The sequence below is a fragment of the Gilliamella sp. B2923 genome (assembly GCF_026536565.1).
Taxonomy (GTDB): Bacteria; Pseudomonadota; Gammaproteobacteria; order Enterobacterales; family Orbaceae; genus Gilliamella.
The window spans coordinates 324,874-345,526 of the sequence record NZ_JAFNNZ010000002.1; the positions used below are offsets into that span (position 1 = coordinate 324,874).

Genomic DNA, 20,653 nt, shown 5'->3' on the forward strand with positions numbered 1-20,653 from the left:
TCAATTCGAATAAGACACGTTGGCTATTTAGATAACTATTCTATCAGCTTATTTAGCGTTTAACTTATTGACAATATTACTTATCCGTTTTGATCTTGAAGGATGAGTCGTTGATCCGGTTACTGAATGAAACGGGATCTTTAAAAGCATATTCACTAAACCTTGCGGATCTATATTTTCATTTATTAATAGCTGTAAAGCATAATTATCCGCTTCGATCTCGTGCTGTTGAGCCGTCTCTTCTTTTGTGAGAATGACCAGCTCATTGGCTTTATTGGTAAACTCAATATAGGGCGCCTGACGAATTAAACTAATGGTATGCTTAAGGGCAACATGCGCTTGTTCATGCGCCAAAACAGCCTGCAACTCGTTATCATCTAACAATTTCATTAACCCACTGTTCACCCGGATGCAACCATTAGCCGTTGACCATGCATTGGGCTGAGTGTCGATATAAACCTTGTAATTTAATGCAATATTGTTGGCTTTTTGCGGTAAGGTCTTAGCCACTGCGTTTAATCGTTTAGTTAACTTGTGATTATCTGCCGCTATAATAGCGCGGTCATCTATCTCAATACACGCTAGTGTAGTTATCGCAAACAGATCATTTTCAGATAATGCCTTAATTTGTTCGGCAGTAATAATCTTAGGCAATTTAGTTTGATCAGTTTGGCATCCAAACAAAAAAAACGTCAATAAAGATAAAAATAGTAAAATTATTGGTTTCAAAAGTGTCTAATTCCTTTCAAATATTGTTTATTCAACCTAAGCACGATAAACTACGCACCGCAAAATAATACGATAACGTATTATATCAATAATTAGCGCCAAACTGTTTATTTGGTCGCAAGAGGTTAACACAAAAAAATGAAATTTGAACTCGATAATACTGACGGCTTAGCTCGCCGTGGACGAATGAAGTTCGATCGCCGTGGCGTCGAATATACTGTTGAAACACCCGCATTTATGCCTGTTGGTACCTATGGCACCGTTAAAGGGATGACGCCTGAAGAAGTTGCTGCAACCGGCGCACAAATCCTACTGGGTAATACTTTCCATTTATGGCTAAGACCCGGACAAGAGATTATGCGTAAACATGGTGACTTGCATGATTTTATGCAATGGCATGGTCCAATTTTAACCGATTCGGGCGGATTCCAAGTGTTTAGCCTTGGTGATATTCGCAAAATTAAAGAAGAAGGGGTCTATTTCCGCAACCCAATTAATGGTGATTCAATCTTCTTATCGCCTGAAATTTCAATGGAAATTCAATATGATCTAGGTTCTGATATCGTCATGATTTTTGATGAATGTGCGCCGTTTCCTGCCGAGTGGGACTATGTTAAAAAATCAATGGAAATGTCTCTACGCTGGGCAAAACGTAGTCGCCAACGTTTCGACGAATTAGGCAATAAAAATGCCTTATTTGGTATAGTACAAGGCGGTATACATCAAGAATTACGTGATATCTCGATTAAAGGATTAACCGAAATTGGTTTTGACGGCTATGCCGTTGGTGGATTAGCAGTTGGCGAACCTAAAGCCGATATGCATCGTATCTTAGAAGGTACCTGTCCACAGTTACCTGCTGATAAACCACGTTATTTAATGGGTGTAGGCAAGCCCGAAGATTTAGTTGAAGGCGTTCGTCGTGGTATTGATATGTTTGATTGCGTGATGCCAACTCGTAATGCACGTAACGGGCATCTGTTTGTCACTAATGGGGTCATTAAAATTCGTAATGCCAAATATAAAGATGACACAACCCCACTCGATCCTGAGTGTGATTGTTACACCTGTAAAAATTACACGAAATCGTATCTTCATCATTTAGATAAATGTGGAGAAATATTAGGGGCACGGCTCAATACCATTCATAATTTACGTTATTATCAACGCTTAATGGCTGAAATTCGTGAAGCTGTTGCTAATCAACGTTACGAAGAATTTGTTGCTGAGTTTTACCAAAGAATCGGCAAAACCCCCGCCCCTTTCACAAAATAAAAAATTATCATCATAATTTTTAGGGGTAACTATTGACACATCGAGGTTAGCGCAGTATTATGCGCATCCTAACGGCGAGTAGCGCAGCTTGGTAGCGCAACTGGTTTGGGACCAGTGGGTCGGAGGTTCGAATCCTCTCTCGCCGACCAATTTTATATAAAAAAGCCTGCTCATTGAGTAGGCTTTTTTGCTATCCGCTTCAGTTTAGAGGATGAGAACCGACGGAGGTTCGAGCGGAGCGCAGCGAGACAACGTTGCTTTAGCAACGGCCCGAAGGGCGAGCATGAAATGCGAGTAATCCTCTCTCGCCGACCAATTTTAAATAAAAAAGCCTGCTCATTGAGTAGGCTTTTTTATTTCTGGGGTTTGATAATAAAATTTATCCCATTAATTCTCTTTTTTATTTAACATATATTTTAAATAGCGATAAACTTCACTCTAGCTTGAATCATCAGCTCTAATTGGAGTAATGTAGGTTCGATCAAATCCGTTTTGTTATTTAATTTATGTAATATTAAAGTCTCCATATATCCTCCAATTTGTTTGAAAATAATGTGACAGTCGTTAATGGCGAAAAGCCCACTTCACTAAATTAATTGTTATTTCCATTTTTTCTTTTTTAAATACTCTTTTGGACTTTCTAACCAGGATATTGAAAAAAAATTATAAATAATTAGAAATATAAATCCCGATAATAAAAGAGGATAATAATCTTGATTAGAACGAACTAAAATTTTAAGTTTACATACAATTATAATTTGAACAGCTAAAGCAATATAATGTAAAACCAACATAATGCGCCTTTGCCATTTCAAACGTTTATTATAGTGATAATCACTTATTGTATATTTTCTAAATCGATAAGTAATAATAATAGGCAAAATTGAAAAAAAGTAATACGCAATGTAAATCAATATAATCATCTGTGTTATTCCTTTTACTTAATAGATCCGTCTTGAATATTGGCAACAAAATATTGTCGATATGTCCCCCCTAGTGCGTGCACTATGAATAATTAGGTGGGTCATTTACATTATTTAACATACTTCACTAAATTTATTCTTATTTCCATTTTTTCTTTTTTAAATACTCTTTTGGGCTTTCTAACCAGGATATTGAAAAAAAATTATAAATAATTATAAATATACATGCTGATAATAAAAGAGGACGATAATCTTGATTATAAGGAACGATACGTTCAAGTTCACATCCAATTATAATTTGGATAACCAGAGCAATATAATGTAAAACCAACATAATGCGCCTTTGCCATTTCAACTTTTTATTATAGTAATAATCACTTATTGTATATTTTCTAAAGCGATAAGAAATCATAATAGGCAAAATTGAGAAAAAGTAATACGTAATGTAAATCAATATAATCATTTGTGTTATTCCTTTTACTTAATAGATCCGTCTTGAATATTGGCAACAAAACATTGTCAATATGTCCCCCCCTAGTGCGTGCACTATGAATAATTAGGTGGGTCATCTACATCAGATTTTTAACCTGTAATCCTTTTACTATTGCACAGCTATCTACAATATTCTCTATATTATCAATCTCTTCTGGATTTTAAGTATATAGATTCACCTCATCAAGCTCATTATTTTAAAAAAATATTTTTGCTTTGTTCATAAATTTTACTTAAATACATAACATCACTTAATATTTCACAACTTAACAACTATTTATCTTTATATGAAAAAAGCCTGCTCATTGAGTAGGCTTTTATATTTCTGGGGTTTGATAATAAAATTTATCCCATTAATTCTCTTTTTTATTTAACATATATTTTAAATAGCGATAAACCTCACTCTATGTTCAATGCAAACTATTTTGTTATTTAATCTATGTAACATTAAAGTCGGCGTATATTCTCCAATTTGTTTGGAAAGTAATGCAATCGTTGTTAATAGTGGAAAGCTAACTTCACTAAATTCATTATTATTTCCATTTTTTCTTTTTTAAATATTCTTTTGGGCTTTCTAACCACCCTATGCTAAAAATGTAAATACACATAAATATTCCTGATGAGAAAATTAAAAGGTCATAGTCAGAACTATAGTTATGGATTGTTTTTCTATGCCCGGCAATAAACGCCTCGATAAAAGCAACGATATAATTTAAAACCAACATGATGCGCCTTTGCCATTTCAACTTTTTATTATATTGATAATCACTTATTGTGTATTTTCTAAAGCGATAAGAAATAATAATCGGCATAATTGTGAAAAAGTAATACGTAATGTAAATCAAGATAATCATCTGTGTAATTCCTTTTACTCCATAGAATCTTCTTCAATATGACCATCAAAATATTGCCGATATGTAGTACCATCCAAGCGCGTACACAATGAATAATTAGGTGTGTCATCTACATCAGATTTTTGACCTGTAATCCGTATTACTATTGCACAACTATCTACAATTTTCTCTATATTATCAATCTGTTCGGGATTTGAAATATATAAATTTGTTTCATTAAGCTCATTGTTTTTAAATAAAATATTTTTGCTTTTTTCATAAATTTCACTTAAAGAAAAAACATCACTTACTATTTCAGAACCTAATAGCCATTTATTCATCTGTCTATATGCTCGTGTCAAATCCTTTCTACCATAATGAAATAATTTGAATTTCGCTGAATTAGCACGATTGTATTGATTAATTGCAAAACTTTTATCAATTTTAGGAACTAATTTAAGTTTACCATGTACGGAGAGACCTATATCAACTAAATCATACGCCAAAGAACCTACCTCTCTAGACATTCCCAATCCTACCGCCGCATCTTGATACACTGATTTTAAAAAACCATCCTCATCGGTTATCCCTTCAATAAGACTATTAGCTCCATGCGCTGCTACATATAAGCCAAGTATACAACCCATACCAGTTGAGCACATTGCAATCCCCGTAGCCATCAAGCCTACACCACCTAAAACACTTAGTCCCCTAGCAGCCCATTGAATACTTTGATCCAATAAACTCTTTTCTTCAGATTTTATCGCTTCCGAGCCTTGTTCATAACTCATAGCTCCGCTTTCTACTTGATTTACAATATGCATGGCGAAATTATCAATATCATCAATAAAATCTTGTTTTATATCATCATGGTAAAGGTGTTTTTCACAAACTTCATGCGCACAATTAAGTAAATTTTGAGCGTCAAGACGAATCTTTGTTTTATCTTCATTTGCTGCTACTAATGATTTAATTTGTGTGTGAATATCATTTTGCGCAGTTGTTGAAAATGCATTATTAATAAGATTTGACTTATTTGTATAATAGGAGGCTGTTACATCAACAAATATCAGACTTTTGGTTGCAATAATTCGATTAACACCGATAGGACGACATCCACATGCAATAATACACCCATCATAAGCAGCTGGTTTGCCTTCAACGATTAGTTTATCCGTCGCCTCAATAATTTTTCCAGAACCTTTACACTTAGGGCATGAAGCATAATCCCCTAAACATGCTATAGCGTCGATATGGTTAAAACCTAGAACTGATGACGAAATAACTTTACCACCGGTTGTTGTATCATCACCTATTACAGCAATTTTTTTACTCATTATAATATTTTCATTTAACAAACTTCGAACAAATAATACTATATCAAATGAATTAAAAAACAAACTAAAAAACTTTATTTATGCGATTTTATAGCAGAATAAATTATTATAACTGATTGAAAGATTAGGCAATATCTTATTTGCAACACCTCTTTATACATAATTTTACACCTTGGTATGAAGAAAAAGTTTTAATCTGTAAAATAAAATACTTATTGTTTAATAGTTTGATTTATGTCACGTATAGTAATTAGTAACGTTAACCTTATTATCTACTAGTAATTTATTCAAAAACAGTGAAATGAATTTAAGTATGGTTAGTAATCAAGAGCCGATTGTTTAAGCTGTTTTTTAATCATTATTATCGATATAATATTTGTACTTTAAAAAAATATTTTTTATCCATTTACTAAAAATGTTATCTGTATCACAAAACAGATAAATTTTATATTAACTTTGATAGCGCTATCACATTTCTATTATTTTTTCATTTCTATTATTATGCAGATTGTGCAATATGTTGATTAGAACGTACTATAGTTTTAAGTTTACCTACAACTATAATTTGGATAACCAGAGCAATATAATTGAAAACCAACATAATGCGCCTTTGCCATTTCAAACGTTTATTATAGTGATAATCACTTATTGTGTATTTTCTAAAGCGATAAGAAATCATAATAGGCATAATTGAGAAAAAGTAATACGTAATGTAAATCAATATAATCATGTGTGTTATTCCTTTTACTTAATAGATCCGTCTTGGATATGGACATCAAAATATTGCTGATAATTTATCTTTATATAAAAAAAGCCTGCTCATTGAGTAGGCTTTTTTATTATCTCTTTTATTATTTTTTATTACAAACTGGCTCGTGATTTTATAATCGGTAAAAACTCCGTGCTTTCTGATTTAATTCGCTCCCCATTTTTTAATTTATTTAGCAATAACGCCACTGTGTATTCGCCAATTTGTTTAGACGGTAACGCAACAGTGGTTAACGGCGGAAAGCAGACTTCACTAAACTCATTATCACCAAAACCGCTGACTGCCAATTGATAAGGAACTCGAATATGTCGCCGTTGACACTCATATAGCACACCGCAAGCTAATTCATCGGTGGTACAAATTAACGCATCAACCTCAGACCAGTTTAACAAAATATCGGCAAGCAACTGTGCGCCGGTACTAAAGTTCGCTGGTTTGGCGGCATGAATGATGCGATGAGTCGGCAAGTGATAATTGAGCATCGCTTTATGCCAACCATGTAAACGCTGTTGAAATAGATGATATTGCTGATTTGCACAAAGTAAGGCAATATTTCGATACCCTTTATTAATCACATGCTCTGTTAATTTATACATCGCTAAACTATCATCATAGCCAACATCGACATCGATTGATTCATCATATTTTTTACCGATATTCATTACGGTGATTGTTTTATTTTGAACAATTTTTTTTATCAGATCATCATTTTCAACATAAAACAGCAAGACAGCTTCAAGATTATGGCTATAAAGCGTCTCTAATAATTGGGACTCTTGTTTATGATAATGATAAGATTCAATGATAAGCGTGGTATACCCCTCTTTAGCTAACTGTGTCTGTAGCGAATCAAGCAATATTCTTACGGAATAATCATAAATTCGAGTGGTAATAACGGCAATCACTCGATTGGCGCTGGCTGAAGCTAATAAACTGGCGGCGACATTCGGCTTGTAGCCCAATGTCTCAACAGCTAATTGAATTTTATGTCGAAGCTTATCTGATACCCTTTCCGGCGTGCGTAAAGCCCGAGAGACCGTCATTGTTCCCACGCCAGCATATTTAGCAACATCAAATAAAGTAATCTGCCCTGTATTTCGACGTTTTTTAGTATCCTGCATCTTTCATCCCGATTGAATTTGATTTATATATTCATTTACGCATACAATTTTTGCTGTAAAGATAGTAAAAAACAGAAGATTACTCAATAATCATCTACAATGCATCAAGCAGTTTATAGCTAAATTATGACTTTTTTCTAATTCTAGTATGTCAAAGCGGAATAGTTTAGAATTAATACATTAAAAATGTTATCTATGTCACACAATCGAAAAAAAATTTTCTAACTTTGATAGCGCTATCACATTTCTGACAATTTTTGATTTCTATTATTACTTAATATGATAATTTTCTAACCGATTATCAAAATGATTAACGGTCTTAATGGAGGTAAAATGTTAGGTACATGGTTAAATAATGAAACAGTCAATGTGGTTGATTCAGTCGAAGATTGGCAAGAAGCGATAACACTTTGTGCTGAGCCATTATTAAAGAATAAAACAATTACATCAGATTATATTAAGGCTATTTTTGAACTACACAAATCAATAGGTCCTTATTATGTTTTGGCACCCGGAATTGCAATGCCTCATGCAAGGCCAGAACAAGGCGTAAACCAATTAAGCCTATCGATGTTATTGGTTAAACAAGGCGTTAAATTTAATTCAGAAGAAAACGATCCAGTCTATTTAATCACTCTATTAGCCGCTAACGATAGTACCAGCCATATCGAAATGTTAACTCAATTGGCGGCACTGTTTGGCGAATCTGACGATATCCAGAAAATTTTCAATGCACAAAATCGTGATGAAATTTTGGCGGTTATCAAACAATATTAATTTCCAACGTATAAGTAAAAGGATAAACAATATGAAAATTATGGCAGTTTGTGGCTCAGGCCTTGGTAGTAGTTTTATGGTTGAAATGAATATCAAAAAAGTCCTCAAAAAACTTAATATTGATGCAGAAGTGACCCATGCAGATCTTGCTTCGGCAACGCCAGATCAAGCAGACCTGTTTGTGATGACAAAAGATCTTGCCGCCAGCTCCGGTATTCCAGCCGATAAATTAGTTGTACTAAATAATATTATTGATATCAACGATTTGGAAGCAAAACTCGTTGAACATTTCGCTAAGCAATGATCAAATCATGAGGTGTTGCTATGATTCAAGAAATAATAAAATTTATCGTCGATATTTTAAAAGTGCCCGCAGTATTGGTGGGGCTGATTGCTATGGTGGGGCTGCTTGCTCAACGCAAATCATTTGCCGATACGGTTAAAGGAACGATTAAAACTATTTTAGGTTTTTTGGTTTTAGGTGGCGGTGCAACGGTACTTATCAGCGCAATTACGCCATTAGGCATCATGTTTGAACAAGCGTTTAAACTACAAGGAATCGTTCCAAATAATGAAGCCATTGTTTCTATGGCATTAAATGAGTATGGTACGGCAACAGCCCTAATTATGGCGTTTGGCATGATTGCAAACATTATTGTGGCACGCTTTACTCGCTTAAAATTCATCTTTCTAACCGGTCACCATACTTTTTATATGGCTTGTATGATCAGTATTATTTTAACTGTCTCTGGGTTTAAAGATTGGCAATTAATCTTGACAGGTGCATTAGTGTTAGGATTGATTATGGCGTTTTTCCCCGCTTTAGCGCAACCGCAAATGCGTAAAATTACCGGAAATGATGATGTCGCATTTGGTCACTTTGGTACACTAGGTTATGTTTTAGCTGGCTGGCTTGGCATGGCGGTAGGAAAAGGGTCACGTTCAACCGAAGAGATGAACTTACCGAAAAACTTAAGTTTTCTACGAGACAGTTCCATTTCAATTTCATTAACGATGATGATTATCTACCTTATTTTGGCAGTATTTGCCGGTTCGGACTATATTGAAGCCAATCTAAGTAATGGTGATAATTATTTAGTTTATGCCATTATTGAGGCAATTACGTTTGCCGCAGGCGTCTTTATTATATTGCAAGGTGTGCGCTTAATACTTGCTGAAATTGTCCCGGCATTTACAGGGTTTTCGGAAAAGTTAGTCCCAAATGCAAAACCAGCTTTAGATTGTCCTGTCGTCTTCCCTTATGCCCCTAATGCCGTATTAATTGGCTTTTTATTCAGCTTTTTAGGTGGATTAGTCGGATTATTTGTTCTAGGTCAACTTAACGCTGTGCTCATTTTACCGGGCGTGGTTCCACATTTCTTCTGTGGTGCAACTGCTGGCGTATTTGGTAATGCAATGGGTGGGCGTCGAGGCGCAATGCTTGGCGCATTTGCCAATGGTTTATTAGTGACATTTTTACCGGTGGTATTATTACCGGTATTAGGATCACTTGGTTTTGCCAATACCACGTTTTCTGATGTCGATTTTTGTGGCGTCGGCATTATTTTAGGTAATATGGCAAAATGGTTTAATAAAGATGTCATTATGTGGATTATTATTGCTATCTTTGCTTTATTAGTCGTTTACAACTACACTGTCAAAACTAAGACAGATGAGAATGAAAACCAATAATAGTCAATAACCCTAAACCCTATAAAATGCCGGACAAAGATGTCTGGCATTTTATTATTGACTAAACTGTAATGAATAATCGATGATAACCGCTTAGCGTGATAGTATACTGACTTTAACGCTCATTTATCGCAATTTTTGCCCTAAAATTAGCCGAAGTGCAATAAACAAATATAGTTACGCTATGGTTAGCCCGAACGCATTTAATGGAATAAATCATGACAACCCCAAACACCGATACTATCTATGTCAATCAAAATGTATATTTAACAGCGCCAAATACAATTTATGCAACAGCGCTATACTCAGTCATCGATGCCAATCGTGATAATTTTAGCCAATTTATGGCCTGGCCTAAGTGGGTAAAAAATCGTTCTGACACTGAAAAATTTTTGAGCGACAGTTTAATTACGCATCAACAAGATATCAGTAAAACCTACATTATTCTATTTGAAGATAAGCCGGTAGGTATCATTGCTTTTAACCAAATTGATAAAGCAAACAAAACGGCTTATATTGGCTATTGGCTTGATAATCAAGCACAAGGTAAAGGGATTATCACGCAATCAACGCTGGCATTAACCGAATATTACGCTGTGAATAAAATGATTAAACGTTTTGTTATCAAATGTTCAGTAGCCAATGATAAAAGTAATCGGGTAGCTAAACGTTGTGGCTTTGAGCACGAGGGAGTACTTAAGCAAGCAGAATATTTAAACGGTACTTTTTATGACCAAAATCTGTATGCACTAATTTCATCTTATCTCTAAAATTGGGCACAAAAAACCGACAGACTGAAGTGACTCCATAAAGTTGGACTCTTTTGTTAAGCGGCTTGTAAGGCCTGATTTCGATATTCTACCGGAGTCAGGCCTTTTAATCATCGTTTTATCAGATTATTGCGGTTCATCAATGACTAAACAGGCAGCCATAAAAGACTAAACCGGCAATAATAAACATCAACATGACAACAATCATATATTTGGTTTTCGCTTGATAGTTTTTCATCTCACCGAGTGAAAGATCTTTATCTTTATTTTTTCGGTGATAATAGTAGTACAACGGTAAGCCAATTAACGTCAAAATAATTGAAGCAATGCCGTTTGTTGTTTGATAAACCAACATACCGTAAATCACATAACCGGCACCTAAAATTGCAATAATCGGAATAATTGGATAGCCGATAACTTTATAACTTCTTGGTACATCAGGATATTTTTTGCGAGCAATAATCACCCCGACAAATGTTAATAGATAAAATACCCATATTGAAAACATCGAAATTTCCGATAAGCGATCGGCATCGAGCAAGGTGGAATATAAGAAAGAGAAGATCACCAGCACAATAATGGCATTAATTGGCGAGCGACTATTTTCATCAAGGGTACTTAAATAACGCGCACCGACGATCGTTCCCCGCTCTGCCATACTAAAAATAGTGCGGGATAATGTCATAATATAACCATTAATACCGCCTAAAATTGAGATCATAATTCCCACAGCAACTAAGTTTCCACCTAAATGCCCGAACATACGTTGCGATGCCACCGCAGATGCATCATGACCGAGCGAAACCATCTCTTGCACCGGGAAAATTTTAAATAAAGCAATATTGATACAGGCATAAACCACCACCAAAAAGATAATGCCTAAAATAATCGCCTTAGGTAACACTTTTGCAGGATTATGAATCTCACCGGCAACCGATGCCACTTGCGCCCAACCGTCATAAGCAAACAAGGTCGCTAAAATCGCCACCGCAAACGGTGCATAGGTTTCGATACCTTGTCCGCTGGCACTAAACAACGCAACTTGACCGTTACCTTTCAGTAAGCCAAATACAGCTAACAGTAATATCGGAATAAGTTTGCAAACGGTGGCAATAGTTTGCAGATAGCCCGCTTGTTTAACACCAATTGAATTGATTATAGCAATAAAGCCTAACACACCGGCACTTACAGCCATTCGGTAGGCATCATTAATACTGAATAAAAGGCAAAAAACCGAACTGAAATAGCCGACTAATGCCCCCACTAATGACGGTGCAAATAATACGGTTATCATCCAACCATAAAGGTGGGAAACTTTATCGCCGTAAATTTTTTCTAAGTAAACCAGCATGCCACCGGTTTTCGGAAACATGACACCCAATTCACAAAGGGTTAATCCGCCACAAATTGAAAAAACGCCACCAATGATCCACGCCAATAGCGCAAGGTTATAATCGCCCGCAACTTCCAACACCGCAGGAGGTTTCATAAATGCACCGGCACCTAAAACCATACCGACAACCAGTGATAACGCAGAGACTAACCCCAGATCTTTGCGCAATTTATTTTCTAAATTGTGTTCAGACATAACTATCCCCTAAACAGATAAATATACTAGCAAAATTCGCCTATAATAGGGCTTTATAGATAAAATACAAGAAAGATTGATGATATTTGACAAAATAAGATGACAATGCAAGCAAAATAAAGGTTGAATTGTTTAAAAGCAACAAAGCCAGCAATAAGCTAGCTTTGTTTTATTTTAGCTGAAATTAAAAGATTATTGCCCTATTTTTGCTTTTTCATCTTCATATCAATAACCATACGACCCCGAATTTTACCGGCTTTCATCTCTTCAATCATTTCGTTGATATCTTCTAATGGGCGTTTTTCAACAATAGGCACCACTTTTCCTTCGGCGCTGAATCGGAATGCTTCAGCCAGATCTTCACGTGTACCCACCAGTGAACCTAAAACTTGAATACCGTCTAACACCGTTTTCGGGATACTTAAGTCCATGGTTTCTGAAGGCAAGCCTAACGCCACCACACGCCCTAACGGACGCACAGACTCAATTGCCTGATTGAATGCAGTTTTAGTAACTGAGGTTACAACGGCACCATGTACGCCACCGCCAGTATGCTCTTTAATATAAGCACCCACATCCGGTACTTTTTTCGGATTGACAACTAAATCAGCGCCCAGCTTTTTGCACAGCTCTAATTGACTGTCACTATTACTGATCGCAACAACTTTATTATTGAAAACATTCTTACCATACTCAATAGCCAGCGTACCAAGCCCACCAATACCAAAAACGGCAAGCCATTGGCCCGGTTTGGTGTCCGCCACTTTAATGCCTTTATAAGTTGTCACACCAGCACAAGTAACGCTGGTTGCTTGCGCCGGATCTAAATTGTCCGGGACTTTCACAGCATAATCCGCTTTCACAATGCACTGCTCTGCCATTCCACCGTCAACGCTGTATCCTGAATTTAAGGCGCTACGACAAAATGTTTCATTACCTGATATACAATACTCGCAAGTCCCACAGCCGGCATGGAACCAAGCGATACTGACCCGATCTCCAACTTTTAAGCTTTTTACATCTGGCGCTATTTTGGTCACAATCCCTACACCTTCATGACCAATCACCCGACCAGGTTTTTTACCAAAATCGCCGGATGCGACATGGATGTCTGTATGACAAAGACCACAATATTCAACCTCAACTAAAGCTTCACCCGCTTCTAAAGGACGAACCGGAATATCTTTAATCTCAACTTGACCATCGCACTCTTGTCTAATTACAGCTGCTTTCATTTCTTTCTCCTAAATATTTAAAAATTCAAAACCAAATTGGTTGTATTTTAGACTATTTATTAAAAAAAAATATGCGCTATTTCACAAATATTAATAAAAATAAGAATTATTTTTAACGTTATACCGATAAGCGATATTTACATTAAACATCTAAAAATAATGATGATAATGAAAATTCTACAACTTAGCCTCGCGAGTAAATATATAACTAAAAGTAATATAAATATGCGATATCGGCATTTCTCAACGTTACTAAAAATTTTTATAGTGAAATCCTAAAAATTTCATAGTGATAAATACCGAAAATATGGTGACAACAATTGTAAGGAGCATACATGAAATTATTCAATATCAAACAAACATTTATTATAGGACTACTCTCAATTTTGTTACCATTTTATTCAATGGCGGATGAAAAAACACCGCAACGAGGTGGAACACTAGTTGTCCATTATTCAGGAGAACAAAGAGTTCTCAACCCAGCTTTACGCGCGTCAACGGGGGTATATGAAGTATCAGGAAAAGTAGTTGAATCATTAGTCGATCTCGATGCAGATGGTCAAATTGTTCCTGTTCTTGCTACATCATGGACTTCCTCACCGGATGGAAAAACAATAACATTTAAATTACGCGAAGGCGTCAAATGGCACGACGGTAAACCATTTACATCACAAGATGTGAAATATAATGCACTAGAGTTTTGGAAAAAAAGATTAAATTTCTCAACTACATTACAACTTAATTTAACCTCTGTCGATACACCTGATGACCATACAGTGGTATTCAATTATTCTCGTCCAATGCCATTAGATTTACTATTAAGAGCTTTAGTTGATCTTGGCTATGTTGTTCCCAAACATTTGTACGAAGGCACCGATGTATTAAATAATCCTTATAACACAGCACCTGTAGGGACTGGGCCATTCAAGTTCGTTGAATATCAACGAGGACAACATATTATTGTTGAACGCAATGCTGATTATTGGCGAAAAGGATATCCTTATTTAGATAAAATAATCTGGCGCATTATTAACGATAACTCTTCAGCATCAGCTGCACTTGAAAGTGGACAAATTGATTTAAGTGCCTACTCAAAATTAAGCCTTGCTGATATTAATCGATTCAAACAAAACTCAAAATTTGAGGTTTTAACAAAAGGTTCTCAAGCAAATATTTTCAATAATACTTTAGAATTTAACTTCCGCAATCCGATCATTGCTAACCTAAATGTTCGCAAAGCAATTGTTCAATCACTCGATATTCCTTTCTTCATCGATGACTTTTTATACGGATTTGGTAAGCCTGCAACCGGTATTATTCCATCATCAAACGTTTTTTACCCTAAAGACAGTAAAATTGTTTACCCTTTTGATAGAGAAAAAGCTGAACAATTATTAGATGAAGCAGGTTATCCACGAAAAGCTGACGGCACTCGTTTTACCTTAAAATTAGTTCATATTAATAATGGTGAAGATGTTCCACTTTTTGCAACATTTATCCAACAATCTTTAGCTGAAATCGGCATTAATGTGGTTATCGTTAATCTCGACACTGCTGGCGCTTTAAATGCCGTTTATAAACTCCACGATTTTGATATTGCAACAGGGTGGCACCAATATAGAGGCGATCCGGCAGTTTCGACAACTGTTTGGTTACGTTCTGGCAGTCCTCAAGGAGCGCCTTGGACAAATCAATATGGCTGGAAATCAGATGCTGTCGACCAATTAATCGATAGTGCCGCAACTGAAATAGATCCAGTCAAACGTAAAGCACTTTATGGTCAACTAGTTGATGTCGTGAATACTGAACTACCACTCTGGTTCGCAACAGAACGTGAATTCATCTCAGTGATTAATAACAAAGTACACAATCATCATAATACAGCACGTTGGCCATCAAGTAGTTGGTTTGATGTATGGATAGAACACTAAGTTAAGGTGAAATGATGACGCATATACTGACTTTAGCACTTAGACGATTATTAACCACGATTCCAGCACTGGTTATCATACTAATTGCGCTATTTTTATTATTACAATTGGCGCCTGGCGATACAGTGGATGCTTTACTTGCCCAAATTGGTGGTGCCGAGTCAAGCGTTATTGATGAAATGCGTCATCATTATGAACTTGACCAATCAACAAGTTCAAGATTAATCAATTATTTATGGCGATTAGTTCATTTAGATTTGGGGCAATCTGCAATATATAATAAGCCAGTTAGCCATATGATCTTAGAACGTTTACCGGCTACATTACTATTGATGGTTTGCGCAATGTTCTTAGCGTTTACCTTCGGTACAATCCTTGGCATTTTATCTGCTCAAAAAGTGAATCGTTGGCCAGATACACTCATTTCAGTACTGGGACTAATTTTTTATTCAACACCTTCATTTTGGTTAGCTCTCATGGGAATTGTCTTCTTCTCAATTTATTTGAATTGGTTACCACCTAGTGGGTTTGGCAGTATCGGCGAATCATTAACGGGTATTTCAGCATTTTTTGATATTGCATGGTATTTAATCTTGCCAACTACCACCCTAGCTTTAGTTTATCTAGCAATCTATTTACGCATTATGCGCGCTTCATTACTTGAAGTATCGACCTTAGACTTTGTAAAAACAGCTAAAGCGAAAGGATTAAGTAGCCGCCAGATACTGGTTAATCACATACTACGTAACGCCATGTTACCAATGATAACGCTAATCGGTCTACAAGCAGGCACCATGTTAGGCGGTTCGGTGGTTATTGAAACCATTTTTGCTATTCCAGGATTAGGACGACTTGCCTATGATTCTGTGGTACAAAGAGATCTAAACACTTTACTTGGCGTAGTATTTGTTTCAGCAATACTCGTTATCATTATTAATTTTATTGTCGATATGCTTTACGCAAAGCTCGATCCACGCATTACAGGACATTAATGATGGCGATATTAAAAGACTATTTCCGTAGCCCAATTGCTAGAATTGGTACAATTTTACTGTTATTAATTATCATAATTGCATTAAGCGCAGATTGGTTTTTTCCTGGCAATCCGCTTCGCTTAGCTGGCCGCCCCTTACAATGGCCTTTTACAAATCCTAAATTTATTCTTGGAACAGATCAGGCAGGAAGAAATATCGCTGCACAGCTTTTTCATGGTGCAAAAGTATCACTGATTATCGGACTTATCTCAACATTCATAGCAATTATTAATGGTGTGGTTATTGGTGCCATCTCAGGATTCTACGGAAGATGGGTTGACGACATACTGATGCGCCTTACGGAAGCATTCCAGATTTTACCTAACTTTTTACTATTACTCGTTGCTGTTGCGGTATTTGGTTCAACAATCAATATTGTGGTGATTGCAATTGGTGTTGTTTCTTGGCCGCCCGTTGCAAGGTTAACTCGAGCAGAATTTTTATCATTACGCAATCGTGAATTTGTACAGGCGGGAAAAACCATAGGCATGAGCTCAACTAGACTCATGTTTAAAGAGATTTTACCAAACGCATTACCGCCAGTAATTATGTATGCCAGTGTTATTTTATCAACCGCGATATTAATGGAAAGTGCGCTAGCTTTTTTGAGCCTTTCCGATCCCAATATTTCATCATGGGGGAATCTGGTCGGTAATGGACGACTAGTATTACGTCAACAATGGTATGTTTCAGCTATTCCTGGCATTGCAATATTGCTAACCGTTTTATCTGCATCATTAGTTGGACAAGGAATAAATGATGCACTCAATCCAAGGTTAAAAAAACGATGAATCAAAAAAGACTATCAATTAAAAATTTAACCCTAGATTTGCCTCATGGTTCGGATCGGAAATACGCGGTTAATGATGTATCACTAAATCTTTATGCTAACGAAATCCTATGTATTGTTGGTGAAAGTGGTTCGGGTAAATCTTTATTATCCAATGCAATCATGGGATTATTACCTGACGGTATTATTGCTTCTCAAGGTGAGATTGATTTCGACGGAAACAACCTACTCACTTACCATGATGAACAAATGCGTAAAATTCGTGGTGCGCATATTGGTATGGTTTTCCAAGACCCGATGACTGCGCTAAATCCATTAAAAACCATCGCTAATCAAATTAGTGAAATGTTCACTATCCACACTAAGTTAACTAAACAAGAGATTAATCAGAAAGTTATCCAATTATTAACGGATGTGCAGATGCCCAATCCGCAGTCTGTTGCTAAAGCTTATCCACATCAACTTTCTGGTGGCCAGCGTCAACGAGCCATGATTGCTATGGCATTAGCATTAGAACCCGCTATTTTGATTGCTGATGAACCAACAACAGCTTTAGATGTCACAACTCAAGCATGCATATTGAAATTGATACGTGAACTACAATCACGTAAAGGTACCGCTGTATTATTCATTACTCATGATTTTGGTGTAGTTGCTGATATTGCAACTCGTATTGCGGTTATGCAGAAAGGACAACTCGTTGAGCAAGGCTTAGCGAGTGACCTATTAAATTCACCAACACATCCTTATACACAAGCGTTAATAGCAGCTGTCCCTCCCCTTACTCCTGGAGATGTTCAACGTATTAATAAAGAGCTTATTCTTGAAGTGAACAACCTATCAAAAACGTATCACAACCATAGCTTTTTTAAGCAAAACCGACGTACAACCTATGCGGTTAATAATGTTAGCTTTAAGTTACATAAAGGGAGTACTTTAGGCGTTGTGGGAGAAAGCGGCTCAGGTAAATCAACGTTAGCCAGATGCATTATTAAATTATTAGAAATAGACAGCGGTCAAATCAACTTTGAAGATGTAGATATTGCCAATTTAAAAGGGAAAAAACTTAAACAATATTCGCGCCATATTCAGATGGTCTTTCAAGATCCCTATGCCTCATTAAATCCACGTCGAAAAGTCGGCGATCAAGTTACGATTGGACCAATACTTCACGGAACAAACAAACACGAAGCAATCAAAAGAGCAAAAGCGTTATTCAACATGGTGGGATTGGAAAGCGAGGCATTAAACCGTTATCCTCATGAATTTTCAGGAGGACAAAGGCAACGAATAGGCCTTGCTCGAGCATTAGCATTAGAGCCGAAAATATTGATTGCTGATGAACCGGTATCGGCGCTTGATGTTTCAGTTCAGGCACAAGTTCTTGAACTATTAACGCAATTACAAAAAAAGCTGGATTTAACGGTTCTATTTATCACCCATGACCTGCGAGTTGCTGCACAAATTTGTGATCATATTATTGTAATGAAATCAGGAAAAATCGTCGAGCAAGGTATCGCATCACAAGTCTTTCTAAATCCGACAGCATCTTATACCAAAGATCTACTTGATGCGGTTCCTGGTAAAGGATGGAATCCACATCGATTAATTGATATGTCTCCCGCTATTCATATTTAAGGAGTGAATATAATGACAACACTTAGTCCACAAATTGATCATGTTGTAATCACCGTATCAGATCAGCTCGATCAAGCAAATTATCAATATCAAAAACTGGGATTCACAACAACCCCTAGAGGACACCATTCACTAGGAACAAGTAACAATTTAGCGATATTTACGACCACATATCTTGAGCTTTTAGGTTTTGAACCTCAAAATGCGGGTAAAGTAGATAAAAGTTGGTGTTTTGATGACGGGCTAACTGGGTTGGTTTTCAAAACCAAAGATGCCAACAAACTTTATCAACAACTTGTTAGCCAAGGTATAAAAGTTGAGGGTGACGGTCCAAAATCCTTTTTTAGACCTGTCGAATTAAATGATGGCACTAAACCAGAGGCGCGTTTTAAAACCGTCAGATTAGACCCTTCCTATACACCAAATGGACAGATCTTTTTTTGCGACCAACTGACCCCGGAACTCGTTTGGCGTAAAGAGTGGCAAACGCACCCAAATGGTGTAATAAATATTAATCAAGTCATTATTGAAGCTCAAAAACCCCGTTCCTCAATTAACTTGCTTGAAAAAACTTTCCCTTCAGCAAACATTATCGAAATTGACGGAGGCGTACGTCTAAAAGCTGAAGATAAATTTATTGATTACCTTACACCAAATGCAATACAGCATCTTTTTGGCTCGTCAGTAAGTAAAGCGAATAACGACCAAGATCGTAAAGTTGCTTTAGGCTTCACAACAAAATCATTAGCGCAAACCCAACAAGCACTAGAAAAAGGAAAAATTAAATACAATTTACAAAATGATACGATTATCGTACCTGCCAGTGAAACATATGGTGTAGTTATGATTTTTAGCCAATTATAAATAGGAACGATAAGTATGAGTACAATTTTATTTATAGGTAGTGGCCATATGTCTGAAGCGATTATTAGCGCTTTAATAAATAATAAAACATATGAGCCCCAAAATATATTAGTGAACGATATTGTTAAATCTCGCTTAGACTATTTACATTCAACTTATGGTGTTACCCCAACTGGCAAAATCGTCAATGCAGATATTATTGTATTGGGGGTTCGACCTCAAGATGCATGGCGTAACATTGTTCAACAATTGGATGTTAAAGAGACTATTATCATTTCAATCATTGCTGGAGTAACAATTGCCCAAATAAAACAATCCTTAAAAGTTGATCTTCCTGTTATTAGAACAATTCCAAATACACTTACCGATACAGGTTTTGGTTATTCAGGTATTGCTACCGACGAGAATGATCAGGCTGTTGCAAAACAAAAATCCGTCACCCAATTCTTCAAAAGTTTTGGTAAACTTGAATATATTGACGAATCACTGCTTGATATTTTTACTGGCTATGCCGTTGCAGGACCGAATTATATTTATTATTTTTATGAATCGTTAGTTGATGCTGGAGTTTTAGTTGGATTGCCCCGAGATATGGCCAAACGCATTGCAATTGAAAATTTACACGGCGCAGCCTCAATGCTTCAATTAAGTCAAAAACATCCAAGGCAATTGCTTGATATTAATAACTCGCCAGCCGGAGTTGGAATGCATAGTTTGTATGAACTAAATAATAGTGATTTTGCCGCAGGGTTACAACGAAGCGTGAAAGCTGGAGTCATTCGAACTATTGAGCTGGGAAAAAGCAGTAAAATTGAGTAAAAGCAATAGTTGAGGAACGTAAAAAAACCTCGTTCC

General features: G+C 36.3%; 18 protein-coding genes, 1 tRNA gene and 1 other RNA gene. 13 read left to right on the forward strand and 7 right to left on the reverse strand.

Features of this window, described 5'->3' with window-relative positions; genetic code table 11:
* Positions 1-48: 48 nt before the first annotated feature.
* Positions 49-729, reverse strand: coding sequence for a M48 family metalloprotease (locus J3U42_RS04175; protein ID WP_267335661.1), 681 nt, complete (start codon positions 727-729; stop codon positions 49-51).
* A 138-nt stretch (positions 730-867) separates the two neighbouring features.
* On the opposite strand from J3U42_RS04175, the gene tgt reads away from it, so the two are divergent.
* The 3 genes from tgt to J3U42_RS04190 all read left to right on the forward strand — a co-directional run bounded on the left by tgt (position 868) and on the right by J3U42_RS04190 (position 2,319).
* Positions 868-2,004, forward strand: a complete 1,137-nt coding sequence (tgt, locus tag J3U42_RS04180) for a tRNA guanosine(34) transglycosylase Tgt (protein ID WP_267335663.1) — start codon at positions 868-870, stop codon at positions 2,002-2,004.
* 72 nt (positions 2,005-2,076) lie between these two features.
* Positions 2,077-2,153 (forward strand) — tRNA-Pro (locus J3U42_RS04185).
* A 41-nt stretch (positions 2,154-2,194) separates the two neighbouring features.
* Positions 2,195-2,319: non-coding RNA, RtT sRNA (locus J3U42_RS04190), on the forward strand.
* 747 nt (positions 2,320-3,066) lie between these two features.
* Here the strand turns inward: J3U42_RS04190 and J3U42_RS04195 are convergent.
* The 4 genes from J3U42_RS04195 to J3U42_RS04210 all read right to left on the reverse strand — a co-directional run bounded on the left by J3U42_RS04195 (position 3,067) and on the right by J3U42_RS04210 (position 7,479).
* The gene (locus J3U42_RS04195) at positions 3,067-3,390 is read right to left on the reverse strand and encodes a hypothetical protein (RefSeq protein WP_267335665.1); all 324 of its coding nucleotides are present in this window, start codon (positions 3,388-3,390) and stop codon (positions 3,067-3,069) included.
* 562 nt (positions 3,391-3,952) lie between these two features.
* Positions 3,953-4,273 (reverse strand): hypothetical protein, encoded by a 321-nt coding sequence (locus J3U42_RS04200; RefSeq protein ID WP_267335667.1) that lies wholly within the window; start codon positions 4,271-4,273, stop codon positions 3,953-3,955.
* 14 nt (positions 4,274-4,287) lie between these two features.
* The gene (locus J3U42_RS04205; RefSeq protein WP_267335668.1) at positions 4,288-5,589 is read right to left on the reverse strand and encodes a PAAR domain-containing protein; all 1,302 of its coding nucleotides are present in this window, start codon (positions 5,587-5,589) and stop codon (positions 4,288-4,290) included.
* Between the two features lie 861 nt (positions 5,590-6,450).
* Positions 6,451-7,479, reverse strand: a complete 1,029-nt coding sequence (locus J3U42_RS04210; RefSeq protein ID WP_267335670.1) for a LacI family DNA-binding transcriptional regulator — start codon at positions 7,477-7,479, stop codon at positions 6,451-6,453.
* A gap of 333 nt (positions 7,480-7,812) precedes the next feature.
* On the opposite strand from J3U42_RS04210, the gene J3U42_RS04215 reads away from it, so the two are divergent.
* The 4 genes from J3U42_RS04215 to rimL all read left to right on the forward strand — a co-directional run bounded on the left by J3U42_RS04215 (position 7,813) and on the right by rimL (position 10,718).
* Positions 7,813-8,256, forward strand: a complete 444-nt coding sequence (locus J3U42_RS04215; RefSeq protein ID WP_267335672.1) for a PTS sugar transporter subunit IIA — start codon at positions 7,813-7,815, stop codon at positions 8,254-8,256.
* 31 nt (positions 8,257-8,287) lie between these two features.
* The gene (locus J3U42_RS04220; RefSeq protein ID WP_220218824.1) at positions 8,288-8,560 is read left to right on the forward strand and encodes a PTS sugar transporter subunit IIB; all 273 of its coding nucleotides are present in this window, start codon (positions 8,288-8,290) and stop codon (positions 8,558-8,560) included.
* A gap of 20 nt (positions 8,561-8,580) precedes the next feature.
* Positions 8,581-9,948: a PTS ascorbate transporter subunit IIC gene (locus J3U42_RS04225; protein ID WP_220218823.1), complete on the forward strand. Its 1,368-nt coding sequence runs from the start codon at positions 8,581-8,583 to the stop codon at positions 9,946-9,948.
* A 218-nt stretch (positions 9,949-10,166) separates the two neighbouring features.
* Complete coding sequence (rimL, locus tag J3U42_RS04230) at positions 10,167-10,718, forward strand: 50S ribosomal protein L7/L12-serine acetyltransferase (RefSeq protein WP_267329297.1); 552 nt, start codon at positions 10,167-10,169, stop codon at positions 10,716-10,718.
* Between the two features lie 139 nt (positions 10,719-10,857).
* On the opposite strand, the gene J3U42_RS04235 is transcribed toward rimL, so the two are convergent.
* Both J3U42_RS04235 and adhP read right to left on the reverse strand, forming a co-directional pair.
* Entirely contained in the window at positions 10,858-12,306 is a 1,449-nt protein-coding gene (locus J3U42_RS04235) for an APC family permease (RefSeq protein WP_267335674.1), read from the reverse strand.
* A 200-nt stretch (positions 12,307-12,506) separates the two neighbouring features.
* A complete protein-coding gene (adhP, locus tag J3U42_RS04240; protein ID WP_220218820.1) occupies positions 12,507-13,541 on the reverse strand; it encodes an alcohol dehydrogenase AdhP in 1,035 nt (344 codons plus the stop codon).
* A 335-nt stretch (positions 13,542-13,876) separates the two neighbouring features.
* On the opposite strand from adhP, the gene J3U42_RS04245 reads away from it, so the two are divergent.
* Genes J3U42_RS04245 through J3U42_RS04270 form a run of 6 tightly spaced genes read left to right on the forward strand, consistent with a single transcriptional unit; the run spans position 13,877 to position 20,617 of the window.
* Positions 13,877-15,472 (forward strand): ABC transporter substrate-binding protein, encoded by a 1,596-nt coding sequence (locus J3U42_RS04245; RefSeq protein ID WP_267335676.1) that lies wholly within the window; start codon positions 13,877-13,879, stop codon positions 15,470-15,472.
* Between the two features lie 14 nt (positions 15,473-15,486).
* Positions 15,487-16,464, forward strand: a complete 978-nt coding sequence (locus J3U42_RS04250; RefSeq protein ID WP_267329299.1) for an ABC transporter permease — start codon at positions 15,487-15,489, stop codon at positions 16,462-16,464.
* A 2-nt stretch (positions 16,465-16,466) separates the two neighbouring features.
* The gene (locus J3U42_RS04255; RefSeq protein WP_267335678.1) at positions 16,467-17,297 is read left to right on the forward strand and encodes an ABC transporter permease; all 831 of its coding nucleotides are present in this window, start codon (positions 16,467-16,469) and stop codon (positions 17,295-17,297) included.
* Entirely contained in the window at positions 17,294-18,934 is a 1,641-nt protein-coding gene (locus tag J3U42_RS04260) for an ABC transporter ATP-binding protein (protein ID WP_267335680.1), read from the forward strand. The genes J3U42_RS04255 and J3U42_RS04260 overlap by 4 nt, the downstream gene beginning before the upstream one ends.
* A 12-nt stretch (positions 18,935-18,946) precedes the next feature.
* A complete protein-coding gene (locus J3U42_RS04265) occupies positions 18,947-19,798 on the forward strand; it encodes a VOC family protein (protein ID WP_267335682.1) in 852 nt (283 codons plus the stop codon).
* A gap of 15 nt (positions 19,799-19,813) precedes the next feature.
* Positions 19,814-20,617, forward strand: coding sequence for a pyrroline-5-carboxylate reductase family protein (locus J3U42_RS04270; protein WP_267335684.1), 804 nt, complete (start codon positions 19,814-19,816; stop codon positions 20,615-20,617).
* The last annotated feature ends 36 nt before the right edge of the window (positions 20,618-20,653 follow it).